At 29.3% G+C, this 16,977-nt stretch carries 20 protein-coding genes; 19 read left to right on the forward strand and 1 reads right to left on the reverse strand.

The window, feature by feature from the left end:
- The first annotated feature begins 178 nt into the window (after positions 1-178).
- From CA_RS00220 to CA_RS00305, 19 genes are all read left to right on the forward strand, one after another.
- The gene (locus tag CA_RS00220; protein ID WP_010963364.1) at positions 179-991 is read left to right on the forward strand and encodes a PP2C family protein-serine/threonine phosphatase; all 813 of its coding nucleotides are present in this window, start codon (positions 179-181) and stop codon (positions 989-991) included.
- Between the two features lie 27 nt (positions 992-1,018).
- The gene (locus CA_RS00225) at positions 1,019-2,425 is read left to right on the forward strand and encodes a DUF6382 domain-containing protein (protein WP_010963365.1); all 1,407 of its coding nucleotides are present in this window, start codon (positions 1,019-1,021) and stop codon (positions 2,423-2,425) included.
- Positions 2,426-2,458: 33 nt separating this feature from the next.
- Complete coding sequence (locus tag CA_RS00230; RefSeq protein ID WP_010963366.1) at positions 2,459-3,544, forward strand: AAA family ATPase; 1,086 nt, start codon at positions 2,459-2,461, stop codon at positions 3,542-3,544.
- Positions 3,545-3,562: 18 nt separating this feature from the next.
- Complete coding sequence (locus tag CA_RS00235) at positions 3,563-3,808, forward strand: EsaB/YukD family protein (RefSeq protein WP_010963367.1); 246 nt, start codon at positions 3,563-3,565, stop codon at positions 3,806-3,808.
- Between the two features lie 43 nt (positions 3,809-3,851).
- Positions 3,852-8,486: a type VII secretion protein EssC gene (essC, locus tag CA_RS00240; RefSeq protein WP_010963368.1), complete on the forward strand. Its 4,635-nt coding sequence runs from the start codon at positions 3,852-3,854 to the stop codon at positions 8,484-8,486.
- Between the two features lie 149 nt (positions 8,487-8,635).
- Positions 8,636-8,929: a WXG100 family type VII secretion target gene (locus CA_RS00245; RefSeq protein ID WP_010963369.1), complete on the forward strand. Its 294-nt coding sequence runs from the start codon at positions 8,636-8,638 to the stop codon at positions 8,927-8,929.
- Between the two features lie 207 nt (positions 8,930-9,136).
- Positions 9,137-9,547, forward strand: a complete 411-nt coding sequence (locus tag CA_RS00250) for a WXG100 family type VII secretion target (protein WP_010963370.1) — start codon at positions 9,137-9,139, stop codon at positions 9,545-9,547.
- A 30-nt stretch (positions 9,548-9,577) separates the two neighbouring features.
- Positions 9,578-10,822 (forward strand): hypothetical protein, encoded by a 1,245-nt coding sequence (locus tag CA_RS00255; RefSeq protein WP_010963371.1) that lies wholly within the window; start codon positions 9,578-9,580, stop codon positions 10,820-10,822.
- Positions 10,823-10,849: 27 nt separating this feature from the next.
- Positions 10,850-11,371 carry a hypothetical protein gene (locus CA_RS00260; protein ID WP_010963372.1) on the forward strand — a complete coding sequence of 174 codons (522 nt, stop codon included), beginning with the start codon at positions 10,850-10,852 and terminating at the stop codon, positions 11,369-11,371.
- Positions 11,372-11,380: 9 nt separating this feature from the next.
- Positions 11,381-11,656, forward strand: a complete 276-nt coding sequence (locus CA_RS00265) for a hypothetical protein (RefSeq protein ID WP_010963373.1) — start codon at positions 11,381-11,383, stop codon at positions 11,654-11,656.
- Positions 11,657-11,774: 118 nt separating this feature from the next.
- On the forward strand, positions 11,775-11,903 hold the full coding sequence (locus tag CA_RS20305; RefSeq protein WP_275541676.1) for a hypothetical protein: 129 nt from the start codon (positions 11,775-11,777) through the stop codon (positions 11,901-11,903).
- Complete coding sequence (locus CA_RS00270; protein WP_010963374.1) at positions 11,890-13,224, forward strand: tetratricopeptide repeat protein; 1,335 nt, start codon at positions 11,890-11,892, stop codon at positions 13,222-13,224. The genes CA_RS20305 and CA_RS00270 overlap by 14 nt, the downstream gene beginning before the upstream one ends.
- Before the next feature lie 25 nt (positions 13,225-13,249).
- Positions 13,250-13,576, forward strand: a complete 327-nt coding sequence (locus CA_RS00275) for a hypothetical protein (RefSeq protein WP_010963375.1) — start codon at positions 13,250-13,252, stop codon at positions 13,574-13,576.
- 24 nt (positions 13,577-13,600) lie between these two features.
- Positions 13,601-13,912, forward strand: coding sequence for a WXG100 family type VII secretion target (locus tag CA_RS00280; RefSeq protein ID WP_010963376.1), 312 nt, complete (start codon positions 13,601-13,603; stop codon positions 13,910-13,912).
- 30 nt (positions 13,913-13,942) lie between these two features.
- A complete protein-coding gene (locus tag CA_RS00285) occupies positions 13,943-14,479 on the forward strand; it encodes a hypothetical protein (protein WP_010963377.1) in 537 nt (178 codons plus the stop codon).
- Positions 14,480-14,504: 25 nt separating this feature from the next.
- On the forward strand, positions 14,505-15,080 hold the full coding sequence (locus CA_RS00290; RefSeq protein ID WP_010963378.1) for a hypothetical protein: 576 nt from the start codon (positions 14,505-14,507) through the stop codon (positions 15,078-15,080).
- Between the two features lie 174 nt (positions 15,081-15,254).
- Entirely contained in the window at positions 15,255-15,578 is a 324-nt protein-coding gene (locus CA_RS00295; protein WP_010963379.1) for a hypothetical protein, read from the forward strand.
- Positions 15,575-15,775, forward strand: a complete 201-nt coding sequence (locus CA_RS00300; protein WP_010963380.1) for a hypothetical protein — start codon at positions 15,575-15,577, stop codon at positions 15,773-15,775. Before CA_RS00295 ends, CA_RS00300 begins: the two co-directional genes overlap by 4 nt.
- Positions 15,776-15,982: 207 nt before the next feature.
- On the forward strand, positions 15,983-16,444 hold the full coding sequence (locus CA_RS00305) for a hypothetical protein (RefSeq protein WP_010963381.1): 462 nt from the start codon (positions 15,983-15,985) through the stop codon (positions 16,442-16,444).
- A gap of 91 nt (positions 16,445-16,535) precedes the next feature.
- Here CA_RS00305 and CA_RS00310 read toward each other — a convergent pair whose 3' ends face one another.
- Complete coding sequence (locus tag CA_RS00310) at positions 16,536-16,952, reverse strand: hypothetical protein (protein ID WP_241393146.1); 417 nt, start codon at positions 16,950-16,952, stop codon at positions 16,536-16,538.
- Positions 16,953-16,977 lie beyond the last annotated feature (25 nt).

Genomic DNA, 16,977 nt, shown 5'->3' on the forward strand with positions numbered 1-16,977 from the left:
ATTATTGAGTAAAATTTAAAAAGGAGTTATAAATATAAGAAAAAACGTAATTGAAGGTGGATATTTGAAAAAAATAATGGTATTATGTGTATGTTATTATATATTTTAAATTAATAAGCAACTAATTGTTATTATAAAAATTGTACAAGTATAGTAACAAAATTGAAAAGGAGTATATATGGAAATTGTAGTAGGTGCTGTAAGTGATAAAGGAAATATAAAGCCAACTAATCAGGACAACTTTTTAGTGAAAATTTATGAAGACAACAATCGAGATATTGGATTGTTTGTTATGTGTGACGGAATGGGAGGGCTTTCCTTTGGAGAAATAGCAAGTTCTATTTCAGTTAAATACTTTAAAGAGTGGTTTGACAAACACTATGAAAGAATCATAAATGAAAAGGATGAAAAAAAAATAACAGAATTTATGGCCAAAATCATAGAAGTTGTTAATACGAAAATTAGAGATTATGGCAAAAAAGAATCAGTGAAGGTTGGTACAACTGTATCGGCTTTATTACTATGTAATGATATATACTATATTGCTCATGTTGGAGACAGCAGAATATATAAAATAAACAAGGAAATAAAGCAGCTTACAGAAGATCATACACTGGTAGCTATGAATGTTAGAAATAATATTATGACAGAAATTGAAGCAAAAAATAGTGCTAAAAAGAATATACTTACACAATGTGTTGGAGTTAAAGAAAACATTGAAGTATTTAAAGAACGTGGAAAAATAAATAAAAATGATGTTTTTGTTTTGTGCTGTGATGGCTTTTACAACAAATTTGAAGAAGAAGAATTATATAGTGAAATAAAAAAGATTAAAAACATTATTGATAATGATGTGCTTCAAGAAGCAGCGCAGAAATTTGTAAACAAGGTTAAGGAAAGGGGAGAAAAAGATAACATATCCATAATAATTGTTGGATTTGTATCTGATGAAGGCTTTATAGATAAATTAAAGAAGCATGTTGGATTTTAAATCTAAATAATAAAGGAGCAGGAAAGAATGAATAAAAGTAATTTAAAGTTGGAGTTTGAAAATAATCCTTCAAAAAATTATATAGTAACTTATTTAGATAATATTGATTGCATTGTAGATTATGAAGTTGAAATGATAAATAATAATCCTACTTCTGGAGCTTTGAATATTGAAATAAGACAATTTAATGATAAAATCAAAGTTTTATATGATGCAACAGGAAGAATACCGATAAAAGAATATTTAAAGGGAAGAACTATAAGGAAAAGTGAATTTATAACAATACTAAAAAATATAGCAGTATGCCTTTTGGAATGCAAAAATTATTTTCTAGATGAGAAAAAGTTTCTTATGGATTTAGAAACAATATTTATAAGTGAAAAAGATTTCAGCGTGAACTTATTATATCTTCCATTTGAGCTAATTACCGAAGAAGATATAAATGTAACATATAGAAATCTTGTTAAAAGTTTAATCATAGATTTTGTAAGTATTGAGGAAAAAACTTCTGAAAACATCATACAAGAAACTTTAAAATATCTTAGAAAAGATGATTTTAATTTGGTAGGCTTTAAAAATTATCTTGAAAGTTCTGAAACATCTGGTATTAAAGTAGTAGATGCCCCTGAAAGTAATATTCAAAATAAAGTAGAAAGTGTACCTGTGAGAATTGAAAATGAACCTATACAAGAAGAAGTTGTTAAGGAACCAGTTGTGCATCATGAAATAAAGCCTTCTAATATAGATGTTACTCAAAATAAAAGTGAAGAATTTAACACAGATAGCAACCTTAAAAGTAAGAAGGTGGAAGTAAAAAGCAATACAACTGGTAATAAGAAAAGAAAGATATTATATATAGTTATTTCTCAAGTTATAGCAGCAGCAATAATAGGTATTGAGGTTGCATTTATACTTAAAATGCTGTTTATGATTATAGCTATAGCAGTAGTAGTTGCTGTAGATGTAGCTCTTGTAATATTTATTTTGTTAAGAGGAAATAAAGTTGAAACGGTAGCTGATAAAAGAAGAGCAAATACTAGTTTTATAAAACGCGATAAGGAAGCTAAGGAAAGTAAACCATCTAAAAGAGAAATAGTAACGGAAATGTCTTATGAAACAGAACTTTTAGATTCAAAAACAGCCTTTCTAATGAGTAAAAAAGCTGGTACAGTAGAAAGAATATTCATAAATAAGGACTCATTTAAAATAGGTAGAATATCCGGACAAGCAGATTATATTTCAGATAATAAAGCTGTTGGAAAACTTCACGCGGAAATAAGAAAACAAAATGAAAAATACTACTTAATAGATTTAACATCAAGAAATGGAACCTTTGTAAATGGCCAAAAAATAAATAGTGATGAATTATATGAAATTAGGAATGGAGATACAATTATGTTTGCTAATAGTGAGTTTACATTTGCTATTGAATAAAAAGTTATGGTTTATGATATGGAGGGTAGATTTATGGCAAAGATAAATTTGATTATAGCAGAAACGGATGGAGCTTATTTAAAGGGATTAGTAAATTATATAAGTAGTAATTTTGAGGATACTTTTAGAATCACCTGTTTTACTAATAGAGAATATTTGGAGAAGTATATAAGCTCTGGTAGGATTTCGGACATACTTTTGATAAAGACAGACATGTTCTATGAAGGGCTTATGAAAAATTCTATAAAATCCATTGCTATTTTATCAGAAGGTGGCAATATGGATGAATTTAACGGGCTCCCTGTAGTAAAGAAGTATCAGCCAGGGGAAAAGCTTTGCAGAGAAATATTGAATATATATTATAATAACAATCCAGAGGTGGCCCCTTGTAAAGAAGTAAAAAAGCAGGAAGGCAGCATAATAACGCTATATTCACCTGTTGGAGGAATAGGAAAATCAACTATAGCTATAGAAATGGCTAAAAAACTAAGTGATTCTAACAAAAAAGTACTGTATTTGAATTTAGAAGATTTACAATCAACCTTGGTTTTTTTTGAATGTAGTACAAGTAAAAATATGTCTGATTTCCTTTACTTCATAAAAGAAAGAGATGAAAATTTTAAAGAAGTTCTTAAAGATATAGTACTTAAAGATGAGGAAAGTGGAATTAATTACTTTGCACCAGTAGATAGTGTTCTTGATATAGAGGATTTAAAAGTGGATGATGTTAAGTTTATGCTTCAAAAGCTAATAGAGGTAAATATGTATAACTACATAATAATTGATCTAAGTTCTACTTTTAATATAAACTACAAAACAATTTTTGAGATGTCTTCTAAGATTATAGTTCCAATTGGACAAGATAAGCTTTCAAGTGTAAAATTACAAAATTTTCTAAAGCAGCTGGATAATTTAGAAAATTTCTCTTTTATACAAAACAAATATAAAGATAATTTAGAAACAATAATACCGCATGTTTTGTTAAGGGAAAAAAAACCTATTATTCAGAAAATATATTATGATGAAGCACTAGAGAGTGTAAGCAGTTTAATATATTTAAAGAATAGGGCAAGTACCTTTTTGAGATGTATAGATGAACTAATTATGAAATTATTATAAGTATGTAGGAGGTAGGCTTTGGAGAAAGCAGTAGTTATAGTTAAAATTGAAGGAACTGAAGAGGAATATGAACTTGAAATACCTATTGATATTACTGTAAAAGAAATATGTGCAGCATTAAATAAAGCACTAAAATTTGAAGATAGGGACATAAAGGTTTCAGGATATTATATAAAAACGGAAAATCCTATAGGCTTTTTAAAGGGAAATGATGTTTTAAAAAAGTACGGAATAGCAAATGGAAGCACAATAATATTGATATAAATTAAATCGTAGCTTATAAGAGGTAAAAAAACGAGGTGGTTAAGTGGAAGAAAAAAGAAATTATAATAATGTCCTTATACTTTATAATTCTGATTTTTATAAAGAAATAGATTTAGATGACTATGAAAAAGGCACAGTAGTTGTTGGTAATAGTGCAAATTGTGATATTAAGCTGAAGCTAGAAACAGAAGAATTGGTTTATATTTACTTCAATAAAATAAATACCTCTTGGCAGATTAAAGATGGAGAAAATGCATACTGCATAGTAAATGATATTAAAACCCCGAGAAAGATTTTAGTTAATGGAGATCAAATAACTATAAAAAATGTAAAGGATAAAGAAGAGTTATTTAAAATCAACTTTTTTATAGACTTTATAGTAGAAAAAGAAAACTATGATAAGGTAATCTCCTTAAAGGATGTAACTTATTTAAGTATTGGAAGAGATGAGGATAACAATATTTCAATACGTGATGATTTAATAGATAGAAAGCATTGTGAAATAAAGTGTGATTCCAATAATAAATTTTATGTTACGGATCTTAAATCTAAATACGGTGTATACATAGACGGAAAAAAAGTAGAGGATAAAGTTTATTTAAAAGATAATAATTTTATTACAATTTGTGGACATAAGATTTTATTTATGGATAATTCCTTAGCACTTTCAAACTTAAATGAAAACATAGTTATAAATGGTGCTACTGTGTATAACAAGGATAGGTTTGATAAATATATGAGCTATCCTGATTTTTATAGGTCTCCAAGATTTTTAGTAGAACTTCCAAGAGATGAAATAGAAATTGATGCTCCACCAGATAAGCCGAGTAAGGTATCCATACAATATTTACTATCTGTAATACCTATTGTTGGTACTGTAGTTATGATGTCACTAATGTCATCCAGCATGGGAAGTAACAAGACTTATATGATATATTCTGTTGGAATGGTATCACTTTCGGCGTTAGTAAGCGTAATAACCTTTGTAACAGAGTTTGTTAGTTCTAAAAAATATAAGAAAAAAAGAAACAAGTTTTATAGAGGCTATATTGCTGAAAAGGAAAAAGAGATTACAGACAACATAGAACTTCAAAAGAAGAACTTGAAAATCATGAATCCTGAAATTAATGAATGTTTTGATTTTGTTAGGGAATTTGATAGAAGGCTTTGGGAGAAGAAGCCAAGCCATCCGGATTTTTTAAATGTAATGCTTGGGCATGGAGATACTTCCATATCATTCTCTGTTAAAATTCCAGATAATAAAAACAAAATGGAAATAGACGACCTTGAAAGACTTGCACCAGAATTAAAGAAGAAATATCAAAAAGTTGAAGATGTACCATTAAGTTTAAATCTCTTAAAATCTAGCCCCATAGGTGTAGTTGGTAAGAAACAGCATACATATAAGTTTATATCTAATTTAATGGTAAAGTTAACAGCAGGTCATTTTTATGAAGATGTAAAAATAGCAATAATAGTTTCAAATGAAGATAAGGAAAGCTTAAGTTGGGTAAGATGGGTACCTCATATATGGAGTAGGAAAAAAGAGATAAGATTTATTGGAAGTGACAAAGAGTCTTCACATAATGTACTTAATTATCTTTATGATGTTGCAAGAGAACGTAGTGATGATAATGAAAATAGTCATGAACCAAAAGTAAATTTACCTCACTTTATAGTTTTTATTGCAGATAATAAGTTGACAGAAAATGAGCCTATTATGCCTTACTTAGAGAATAGAAATAACGTAAATATGACAGCAGTGTTTGTAAGTGAAAGTATAGAGATGCTTCCAAAAGAATGTACAGATGTTATAGAGGTTTCAGCTGGATACAATGGAAGTTCTACTGAAACTATAAATAGAGCACATTTTATGCAATTTGCATTTGATGATGTAAATTTAAGAGAATGCTATGAATACTCTAAGAGGATGGCTCCTATCAATGTAAAGAGCTCTTTCTCTGAAAGTTCCCTAAAAAGTTTAATTACGTTGTTTGATTTATACAATGTAAAAAGAACACAGGACTTTAATGTACTTTCAAATTGGGGAAAAAATAAGGTTTATGAAACAATGGAAGTTCCAATAGGTGTGAAAGCCGGAGATGAAATAGAGTACTTAAATCTTCATGAAAAGTATCATGGACCACATGGTTTGGTTGCAGGTACAACGGGATCTGGTAAAAGTGAAATACTACAAACCTATATTATTTCCTTGGCAATAAATTACCATCCATATGATGTAGCACTAATAATAATTGACTATAAGGGTGGAGGTATGGCTAATTTATTTAAAAACCTTCCTCACTTAGTTGGAACAATTACAAACCTTGATGGAAATCAAATAAATAGATCACTTGTATCAATAAAGAGTGAGTTAAAAAGAAGACAAAGAATTTTTGCAAAGTGCAATGTCAATCACATTGATGCATATATAAAGCTTTATAAAGAGAAGAAGGTAACAGAACCGATACCGCATTTAATTATAATTGCAGACGAATTTGCCGAGCTTAAGAGTGACCAACCGGAGTTTATGGCAGAGCTAGTTAGTACGGCAAGAATAGGAAGAAGTTTAGGAGTTCATCTTATACTTGCAACTCAGAAGCCAGCAGGTGTTGTAGATAACCAAATTTGGAGTAACTCAAAGTTCAAGTTATGTCTTAAAGTTCAAGATGCTGAGGATAGTAAAGAAGTTTTAAAATCTTCACTTGCAGCAGATATAGTTGAACCTGGTAGAGCGTATTTTCAGGTGGGTAACAATGAAATATTTGAACTTTTCCAATCAGCTTGGAGTGGTGCTAAAAAGTACGATGAAGACGATGTTAACAAAAATGAAGTTGAAATATTCAATGTAGGGATAGACGGAACTAGAAGCTTATTATATTCAACTAAGGATAAAGAAAAAGATAAAAAGAGAATTACTCAGCTTGAAGCCGCTATAGAAGAAATAGACAAGGTATGCAGTGAAAATCATATTGAAAGACTTGATGGACCATGGTTACCACCTTTAGAGGACGAAATATATTTAGATGATTTACTTAAAGACAGTAAAACAGGCTTTAATGGCAAAGAGTGGATTGAAGATAGAGAGTGGATATGCCCTACAATTGGAATGCTTGATGACCCAGAAAGACAGGATCAAAGACCTCTTAAAATTGATTTGGGTGAATTAGGACATTTATTATTAGTAGGAGCTCCTGGTTACGGAAAGACAACCTTCCTTCAAACTCTAATGATATCTTTAATGCTTAACTATACACCAGAGGAAGTTAATATGTATATATTAGACTTTGGTGCGAGAACTTTAAAAATGTATGAGAAATCAGCATATGTTGGTGGAGTAGTAACTTCAGATGATGAAGAGAAGCTTATGAACTTAATAAAATATCTTCATAAGGAAATTGATAGAAGAAAGAAAATATTCTCTGATAACGGAGTTGGTTCATTAAAGGCATATAGAGAAGTTGGAAATACACTAATACCTCAGATTGTAATAATTTTAGATAACTATTCAGCGTTAATTGAGTTCTATCAAGACCTTGAGGATGAACTTATATTCCTATCAAGAGAAGGTGGAACACTTGGAATTAGTTTAGTTGTAACAGCTGGAAACTACACATCTGTTAGATATAAGGTAACTGCAAACTTCAAATTGTCCATAGCACTTACTTGTGTTGATAAAGGTGAATACTCTAATGTTACAGGAAGAGTAAGGATGGAACCTGAAAATAAAAAGGGTAGAGCACTTATAAATGTTGATAATTTATATGAATTTCAAACAGCATTGCCAGTTAGAGGAGAGAATGAAGGTGCAAGAGCTGCTAATGTGAAGGAATTAATTGAAGAGTTAAATTCAGCTTGGAAGGGAAAACATGCAAAACCTATACCAATAGTACCAGATATTCTTAGCCTAGAGGAAGCAGTAGAAGAATTAGAAGGTAATGAAGAATTAGAGAAGTACTCCTACACTATTGGAATTGATTATACAGAAATTGAATATGTATATGGAAACTTAATTGAAAATCCACTTATTACAGTAGTGGGAAAATCACAGACAGGAAAATCCAATACTATACAAAGTATAGCACACACTTTAGCTGTAAATAGCGGAGTTAATGAAAGCAAGATATATCTAATAGACTCTGAAAACTATGGATTATTAAAAATCAAGGATTCAAATTTAATAAAGGCTTACGGATATAAGACAGATGAATCTAGAAATATAATGCTGGAGATTAAAAACGAAATTGAACTTAGAAAAGAAGCTTTAAATAATGCTAGAATGACAAGTACAGGAGTATTTAACGAAAAGGAATTCCTAGATAATATGCCACTAATTGCATTATTTATTGATGATTTAAATGACTTTATGCTTCAATTTTCAAGTGATGTGGAAATTATGCAAATATTTGAGGGAATAGTTCAAAAGGATAAAAATCTTAAGGTTGCACTTATTGTGGCAGGAACAGAAGAAAATATTAATAATTATGCATACTCTTATGATTTTGTAAAAGAATTGAAAAGCTTAAATTATGGCTTCTTCTTTGACAATATAAATAACTCTAGATTCTATGAAGTAAATGTTCCATATAGCTATAAAGAGAAGAAATTTGAAAATGGCGATGGATACTTTATTGATAGAGGAGAATTTAAAATGATAAAAATACCATTTTTTAAATAATATTATATATAAAACTAAAATGAAAAAAATTAATTAATAAATTGTATTTGATTAAAATATTTTTAATAAAAGATGGTATGTGTTGACATTCAATAGACAAAATGGTATATTCAATATGTAAAAAAACAACAAATTTTGGAGGGAAACAAATGGCAGATAAAATTAGACTAACCGTATCAGAAATTGATCACACAGCATCAGTTTTCGCAAAAAATGGACAAGACATAGAAAATGTTTTAAAGGCATTAACAAATGAAAAGAACAAATTAGTATCAAGCTGGGAAGGTGACGCTGCAAAAGCTTTTTCATCAGAGTTTGATCAGTTTGCACCACAAGTCACTCAATTTGCAAAATTAGTTGAACAAATAGGACAACAACTTAAGAGTGCTTCAAAAACAATGCAGGATACAGATGCAAAAGTTGCTAGTGCATTACATAGATAAGATAGATTCTTACTTATCATATTAAAAGAAAACCAATTTACTCTCCCTGTATTTTGCAGGGGGAGTATGTTATATAAGGGTATAAATTTAAAAAAATTTAAATAATTTTAAAAATTTTACTTGTGTTTTAAAGCACGAATAGTTATTGAAATTGAACTGAAAGAGGTATTTTAAAATACAATTAAGATTTTTAAAGGGGTGGTAAAAATGGCAGCAAATAAAATTGAGGTAAATACCAAAATGATATTGGATTTATCAAAGAGATTTAAAGATGCTTCTAATACAGCCAAAAATACAAAAGGAAATATGCAAAAGGTAACAGATAGGCTCATAGATGGATGGAATGGAAAATCAGTTAGAGAGTTCCAGAACACATATAAAATACTATATCAAAATATGAATACATACTCAGATGCGTTAGATACATTATCTAAAAATTTAGAGCAAATAGCTAAGTCATTTAATGATGCAGATGCAGCAGTAGCAAAAGGAATTAGAGGTCAAGGTGGCAGTGGAAAATCTCAAGGTGCCAGTAATGTTGCATTTAAAGATGCGGGAGCCGCTGTGGGAAAAGGTGCAGCAAGTACAATAGCACAAAATATTAATCCAAAATTATAAAATTAAGAAATATACGGAGATAAGGAAAGAATGAGTGAATTAGTAATAGGAATATCAACAACGGATATGGGAACTGCAAGAAGAGGAATAAATTCAACTTTAGACTTAATAGGAACAGCAAAGAAAGGTCTGAGTTCAGCGTTACAGAAACTAGAAGGCGACAGCAATTCGTCAAGATTAAGAACAAAGATTGATGAGATTGGTAAAGAGTATAAGGCTATGCAGCAGCTTGAAACTAAGATAGACAGGGCAGGTAAAAATATAGACTATGCTGTAAATAAGTTTCAGGAAGTAGATAATAATTGTGCTAGTAAATTGAAATCTAGCAGCTATGATTATAGAAAGTCTGTAGGACTATTAACTAATACCGAGAAATATGGAAGTATTGCTGGAACATGTTTAGACTGGGGACAGGCAGCTAAAAAGAAGTGTATTGATACTGTTAAGGGTGCTTGGAATTTTGCTAAGGATACATGGGATAAGGCTAAAGTGGCATTTAATAAATTTTGGGATAAGTATGGAAATTTTATTAAAAATATAGCGATTATAGTTGCAGAGGTTGCGGCAATAATTATTACAATTGGTAGCGGTGTTGGAGTTATTGGAGCTATTGGTATTATTTATAGTTTGGCTACCATTGTTGATTCAGGAGAACAAATCATGGGAGTGAAACACAGTAATTTGGTTGAAGAAGGTGAAAAGTATTTATTTGGGGATAAGTGGGGAGAGCGTGTTTATTATGGTTCATCTCTTCTTTTGGGTTTAAAAGGAGGATATGATAGTTTTAAAAGTATTGGACAAGCTGAAAAAACTATAACTGTAGCTAAAACGGGTGTTAGTGAGGCAAACACAGCTTTGAAGGAAAGTAGAGAAGTTTATGATGCGAAAAAAGTAGCTATAGGAATTAAGAGTGAAGAAAAATTGTCATCGGCTCAAATTGCAGCAAGTGAAGCGGCTAGTAACTATAAGAACATAAAAAATGATGCGAATGCCACAGTTAAACAAGTTAAAAACGCAAAAAATGGATTAGAAAAAGCTAAGGATACATTATCTTCGGCACAAAGACAGGTAAGTAAAGAAGAAAAAATTCTTAATAAGAGTAAATCCATTGTTAATCAAAAGAGTATAGACCTTAATAACGCTAAAGGTGTACTTTCACAAGCAATTAATGCAAAGCGTAAGTCAATATATAGTACAGTATCACCATTCCCAATGATGTATAGTGAAGACACATATAAAGGAGTGTATGATAATTTTATTAAGGATAATGAATAACCAATATTTAAAAGGAGAAAAATAAAATTGAAGAAAGAAGTAAGATATTTAGAAGAAAGACCTATTTTTCTTATTAGATTTATTTTAATTACAATTTTTACACTTGCTTTTATTATAGGTTTTACATTTATGAGTGTAGAAGGAATTATTGAACCTAGACCAAATGGACATCCTATTGTATTAGAATCAGTAGTAATAATATCAATGGTTATAATTTGGCCAGCCATAAATATATTTTCAAGTTGTAAGTATGATATTATTTTACGTAAAGACGAGCTTGAGTACACAGGATGGATAAATAAAAGAATAATAAAATATGAAGAAATAAAGTCAATAAAAAGTACAGACGTAGATATATGGTCTCCATATGGAAAAGGCTATGATGAAATAAGACAGTTTGTGCAAATAAAATTAAAAAGAGGAAGACAAATAAAAATTTTGTTAAATCCCAATAAAGAAAAAATTGATAAATTTCATATGGATTTGATGAATTTTACGGGTAAGGATATAAAGTTTCAGAATAAATTTATTTTGTTTGTAAGAGGATAGTGATTAAAAATGATTAGAACTATTATAGGCATCATAGTTTTTTCATTAATAGTAATAGCTTATGTGGTTATGCTTATAAGGATGGAAAAAATGGCATTTCATTTTATTAAAAATAAAAAAGGAAAAAAGAAAATAGTTGGTATGAGTTTGTTGATTTTGCCAATATCACCATTTTTGATTTTTATATATACTAAGGACGGAAGAACTATTTTGCCAGCATCATTTTTGATGATTATAGCTATTAGGATAATAGGAAATTATGTTGCAAGCGATGAAAATACGTAGGTATGTTTATTGTAATATTAAGTGAAAATTTTAAATAAAAAGAATCGGATTTTATGAATTTGTAAATTAATTGTAGTTATAGTCTTCATCACAAAGAGACATTTGGAGAATAATTATTATGATTACATATATAGTAGCAGTTACTTTTAGCAGGGTTTTCATATTATTTGCTATATATGATGTAGAAATAGAAAAAATAAAGGATAAAATAGGTTTCAATAAGGGAGGACAAAATGATCGAAGATAAGGTAATGTCAAAAGCAGAGGAACTAAATAAAAGAGGAATAATATTCATACAAAAAAAGCAAGGCGATGAAGCGTTAAAATATTTTAATAGAGCAATAGAAGCAGATCCAAACTTTAAGGATGCATATTATAATAAAGCTTTAGTTAATCTTGCCTTAGAGCAAGTTGATAAGGCAATAGAGACCATTGATAATGTGCTTATAAAAGATCCGAATGAAGGAGAAGCCTACTTTGAAAAGGGAAATATTTTCTTCTACTATAAAAATGATGTAAAAGCTGCTGTAGAGCTTTACAATAAAGCAATGTACTTTGGAATAAAAAATGAAGCAATATATTACAATATGGCACAATGTATGGAAGCTACAGGAGAAAGAGAAGATGCCATAAAGTGGTTAGACAGAGTAATAATAATAGACAATAAAAGCGTAGAAGCTATGATGAAAAAAGCAGAAATATTAATTGACATGAGAAGATATGAAGATGCTATAAATTGTTATGATGGAATTTTAAGAATTCAAGCAGATAATGAAGGTGCATATCACTTTAAAGCAGTACTACTTGGAGAAACAAACAAAGTAGAACAAGCTTTTGAAACCTTAAAATCGGCAGAAGAAATACTAGGTAAAAGAGAACTGTTGGAATTTGATAAGTGTCTTTTGTATGAAAAGGAAAAGGATTTAGAGAAGGCTTTAAACTGCATAAATTCTGGAATTGAAATAGATGATAAGAATATTCTATATCTATCTAAAAAAGCTTCATTATTAATTTTATTGCAAAAGATAGAAGAGGCTAAAAAAGTTTATGATTATATGATAGAAATAGCACCAGAAGAAATGGAATCTTATTTTTCAAAAGCAAGCCTCCTAATGTTAAATAAAGAGTACGAAGAAGCATTTAAGCTTTATGAAACTATAATAGAGAAATCCGATGAAGAAAATCCATACAGAATAAATTCATACTATTATAAAGCATTGTGCTTGAAAAGTGGAAATAAGTTAGAGGAAGCAAAAGAAGCATACGAAGAAGCAGTAGGAAAGTACAATTTATTAATAGTTAAGTATCCTTATGATCATCAGCTCCATTTACTTAAGGCAAATTCTTTAAGAGATGAAGAAAAGTATGCTGAGGCAGAAGAACTTTATGAATATATTTTAGATTTAAACAAGAATTTAGCTGAAGTTTATCTTATGAGAGCTAAAAATAGATTAGGACTTGGAAAAGAAAATGAAGCTAGACAGGATTTAAAAATGGCTTTAGAAATGAATGAAGCATTTAAAAAGGTTATAGATTTAGATGAGGAATTAAGTAAGTTGTTAGCTTAAAATAACGTTTAGTAGGTGAGAAGGTATGGCAACAAATTCAGATCAAATAAAAATAGATGTCTTAAATATAAATAGTGCAATTTCTGCATTGAATAAAATTGTAAATGACGAAGAAACTGCAAACAGTAAATTGAAAACAGTGGCTAAAAATGTTGGAGACGATTTAAAGTGCAGTGCAGTGTCAACATTGACTGAAAAAATTAATAAATGTGTTAATGACTTAAACAGTCAAATAGAAAGTTTGAAGAATAGTACTAATGATGTAAAACAAATAGTTAGTGACTTTGAAGACGCAGATAAAAGAATTGCACAAAGTGAAAATTTGAATGGTTCTACAGTATATAGAAGATGATAGATTAGATAGAGGGGACAAACTATGAGCGCAAATTATGATATCAAAATAAATATGGAAACGCTGCAAAGTGCCATAAATGAGTATAAAAATTGTAAGACAACCTTAGAAAATTTACTTAAAGAATTGGAAAGTGGATTAAAGGCATTGGAAGGAACAGAGTGGAAGGGAGCAGCAAAAGAGGCTTTTGTGAACGCTCAGTTTCCTAATTTTAAAGAAGGTATGCAAAGACACTGTAATATGATTGGTGAACTTATAAAAGAATTACAAGAAACAGCTAAAGAATTTACAAAGCTGGATAATGAGTTGAAGACAGAATTTGCAAAAGAAGCGTAGATAAATATTAATAGTATAGGAGAAATACAAATGAAAAAGAATAAGTTGAAAATATTAGCAGCAGCATTAGGGGTAACTATTATAGTAGGATTAACAGGCTGTAACATGAAATCTATAGGGAAACTTACTTCAAGTCAAGATTATACTTATGAAAAATTCTCAAAAGTAAAAACAGGAATGACATATAAACAGACAGAGGATATATTAGGAAAAGGAAAGCTAAGTTCATCAGATTATGGAATTAAAATATACAAATGGACAAACAAAGATTCATCAGAAATACAAGTAAGCTATGGAACAGATAAAAAAGCGACTACAAAAATCGAAACAAACCTTGATGATAATACAGTAAAGGTTACAAAAGCAGAATATGATAAAATCGATGGAAAGCAGAAATACGAAGATGTAAAAGAATTATTAGGTGGAGAAGGAACAATAACAGAGGTAACAGATTCAGGCGCGGGAAATGATAATACATACATATGGGGAAATAAAAAGAGCGGATATATAAAAGTTTCATTTGTAAGAGGCTATGCATCCTTTAAATCTGGAGGAGGACTTAAATAATAAAAGTCACAAGGAAGGGATACAAATGAAAAAGAATAGAATAAAAATAATAGTAGCAATTTTAGGTGTGGTTACGGTAGTGACATTAGCGGGATGTGATTCTGCTAATAAAAAATCAGTTAGTACAAAAAATACAAAGAGTACAAGTGCTAAAAGAACCAAAAAAGATGAAAGTATAAAAAAAGATAAGTATACTTATGATGATTTCAAAAAAGTTAAAATAGGAATGACTTATAATGAAGCCAAAAAGATTTTAGGAGAAGGTAATAAGGAATCAGATATATTATATACATGGAGAGACTCTGAAGGAGGCGAGATAGACATTGTGTATAATGACGGAAAAGCTAGCAATGTAAAGGAAGAGAGACTTGACAAGGATACTACAAAAGTAACACATGAACAATATGATAAAATACAATCAAATCAAACTTATGATGATGTAAAAGCTATATTTGGAACGGAAGGTACAGTTATAGAGAAGGGCTATAATGCAAATGGTAATGATGATAATCAGTACATATGGGGAAATGAAGAAGATGGCTATATAAAAGTTTCATTCGGAGATGGGAAGACTTCATTAAAGAGTGATGGAACTAAATAATTATTTAAATTAAATTAATCCCGCTGTAAGTTGATTTACAGTGGGATTAATTCTAGTGCATAAAAGTAGAGGAGCTAAAGGAAAAAAGGATTCGGAGCATACACATGAATTTTTAAAGAAAATGGAAGAAGATATTAAAGTCGCAGAGAGAAAATTAGAGGGAGAAAAATAAAATTGAAGAAAGAAGTAAGATATGTAGAAGAAAAACCTGTTTTCTTTGTTAGATTTATTTTGATTACAATTTTTATAACTGCTTTAATTATAATTTGTACATGCATGAGTATAGAAGGAATTATTGAACCTAGACGCAATGGACATCCTATTGTTTTAGAATTAACAGTACTGATATCATTATTTATAATTTGGCCGTGTTTAAATATATTCTCAAGTTGTAAGTATGATATAACTTTACGTAAAGATGAACTTGAGTATAAGGGATGGGTAAAAAAAAGAATAATAAAATATGAAGAAATAAAGTCAATAAAAGTACAGATGTGATTATACCGTCTCCATATGGAAAAGGCTATGATGAAATAAGACAGTTTGTGCAAATAAAATTAAAAAGAGGAAGGCAAATAAAGATTTTATTGAATCCTAATAAAGAAACAATTGATAAATTTCATATTGATTTGAGTATATTTACACATATGGATATAAATTTTGATTGTAGATTTATTTTGCTTGTAAGAGGATAGTGGTTAAAAATAAAAATTAAAAAAGAAGAAATAAAGGTAACTTCTACGTATTAATATAATTATGGAGAGATGTATATTTTGAGAAAAGTTAATAGAAGACTTCCCTTTCAAATATGATTAAAGTATAAAATCAACAAACTATAGGGTAATATTTTGTTAATAAAAAACGATAATGTTAATATATTACTTAGAAGGTAGGAGTTTTTTATGATTAATATAGAGACAAAATACGCAAATATGAATAAGCTTATTAAGAATGAGGAAATTCAAAATAAAAACAGTACAAAGGATACTAAAATTAAAGATACAATAGAAAATGCATCAACTAAGGATAATATAAATATTTCAGATGCTAGCAAGAATATGACGACAGCTCAGAGAGCAAAAAAAGCTTTTGATGACACTTTCGCTGAATTTAAAGATTTTAATACTCCAGAAGGTGATATGTCAGACTTTGTTAGAGAAGTAATTAAAATAATGGAGGATTTAAATAAGCATCCTGTACCTAGAGATATAATCTCAAATCCAAGAAGCACAGAAACCTTTTCAGACTTTGTAGATACAATGAAGAGCTTTGCTCAAAATCAGCATTTTATTCAGTTGCCAAAGAAGTTTTTTGAGTTTTGTGATAAACTTAAGGAAAACTTTAAATTAAATGGGCTTAGGTAATTATATTAAGACAAAAGTGCTATAAAATTTTTAGTACCTTTGTTTTATACATATTGGATGATAAATAAAATTTATGTATTTCAGTAAGTATCTAATTTAGATTATCACCTGTAAGTAACTTAAATAATAGTTTAGATGTTTTCTCATTTAAATTAATATAATTTCCTTCAGGCTCACGAACAAGCTCTATTTTATCCTTCCTTGGACTTATCCACATATCATAACTTATATCTTCTGAAGGCTTTTTTTCTTTAATAGCCTCGAAATAAAACTTATACTGAGGAGGATATACCATACTTACTTTTGCATCTTTCCAATTAATACTGTTTATAATCTTCTTTATATTTTGAACCTCCTTTTCATCTTTGATGTTATTGCAATATTCATATTTACCTTTTATAGTAGATTGTTTTTCTACTAATAGAGTACTTCCCTCAGTATTCTTAACTACATTTGAACATCCTACCGCTAGAAGTACAAAAATAAAGATAATAAAAACTCGATTCATTTTCAACACTATCAACTCCTTGTAA

It is taken from the genome of Clostridium acetobutylicum ATCC 824, assembly GCF_000008765.1.
Taxonomy (GTDB): Bacteria; Bacillota; Clostridia; order Clostridiales; family Clostridiaceae; genus Clostridium_S; species Clostridium_S acetobutylicum.

Bases quoted from the DNA above. Each gene is read 5' to 3' on its own strand.
- CA_RS00220 (WP_010963364.1), top strand. From the start codon at position 179: ATGGAAATTGTAGTAGGTGCTGTAAGTGATAAAGGAAATATAAAGCCA.
- CA_RS00225 (WP_010963365.1), top strand. From the start codon at position 1,019: ATGAATAAAAGTAATTTAAAGTTGGAGTTTGAAAATAATCCTTCAAAA.
- CA_RS00230 (WP_010963366.1), top strand. From the start codon at position 2,459: ATGGCAAAGATAAATTTGATTATAGCAGAAACGGATGGAGCTTATTTA.
- CA_RS00245 (WP_010963369.1), top strand. From the start codon at position 8,636: ATGGCAGATAAAATTAGACTAACCGTATCAGAAATTGATCACACAGCA.
- CA_RS00250 (WP_010963370.1), top strand. From the start codon at position 9,137: ATGGCAGCAAATAAAATTGAGGTAAATACCAAAATGATATTGGATTTA.
- CA_RS00255 (WP_010963371.1), top strand. From the start codon at position 9,578: ATGAGTGAATTAGTAATAGGAATATCAACAACGGATATGGGAACTGCA.
- CA_RS00265 (WP_010963373.1), top strand. From the start codon at position 11,381: ATGATTAGAACTATTATAGGCATCATAGTTTTTTCATTAATAGTAATA.
- CA_RS20305 (WP_275541676.1), top strand. From the start codon at position 11,775: ATGATTACATATATAGTAGCAGTTACTTTTAGCAGGGTTTTCATATTA.
- CA_RS00270 (WP_010963374.1), top strand. From the start codon at position 11,890: ATGATCGAAGATAAGGTAATGTCAAAAGCAGAGGAACTAAATAAAAGA.
- CA_RS00275 (WP_010963375.1), top strand. From the start codon at position 13,250: ATGGCAACAAATTCAGATCAAATAAAAATAGATGTCTTAAATATAAAT.
- CA_RS00280 (WP_010963376.1), top strand. From the start codon at position 13,601: ATGAGCGCAAATTATGATATCAAAATAAATATGGAAACGCTGCAAAGT.
- CA_RS00285 (WP_010963377.1), top strand. From the start codon at position 13,943: ATGAAAAAGAATAAGTTGAAAATATTAGCAGCAGCATTAGGGGTAACT.
- CA_RS00290 (WP_010963378.1), top strand. From the start codon at position 14,505: ATGAAAAAGAATAGAATAAAAATAATAGTAGCAATTTTAGGTGTGGTT.
- CA_RS00305 (WP_010963381.1), top strand. From the start codon at position 15,983: ATGATTAATATAGAGACAAAATACGCAAATATGAATAAGCTTATTAAG.
- CA_RS00310 (WP_241393146.1), bottom strand. From the start codon at position 16,952: ATGAATCGAGTTTTTATTATCTTTATTTTTGTACTTCTAGCGGTAGGA.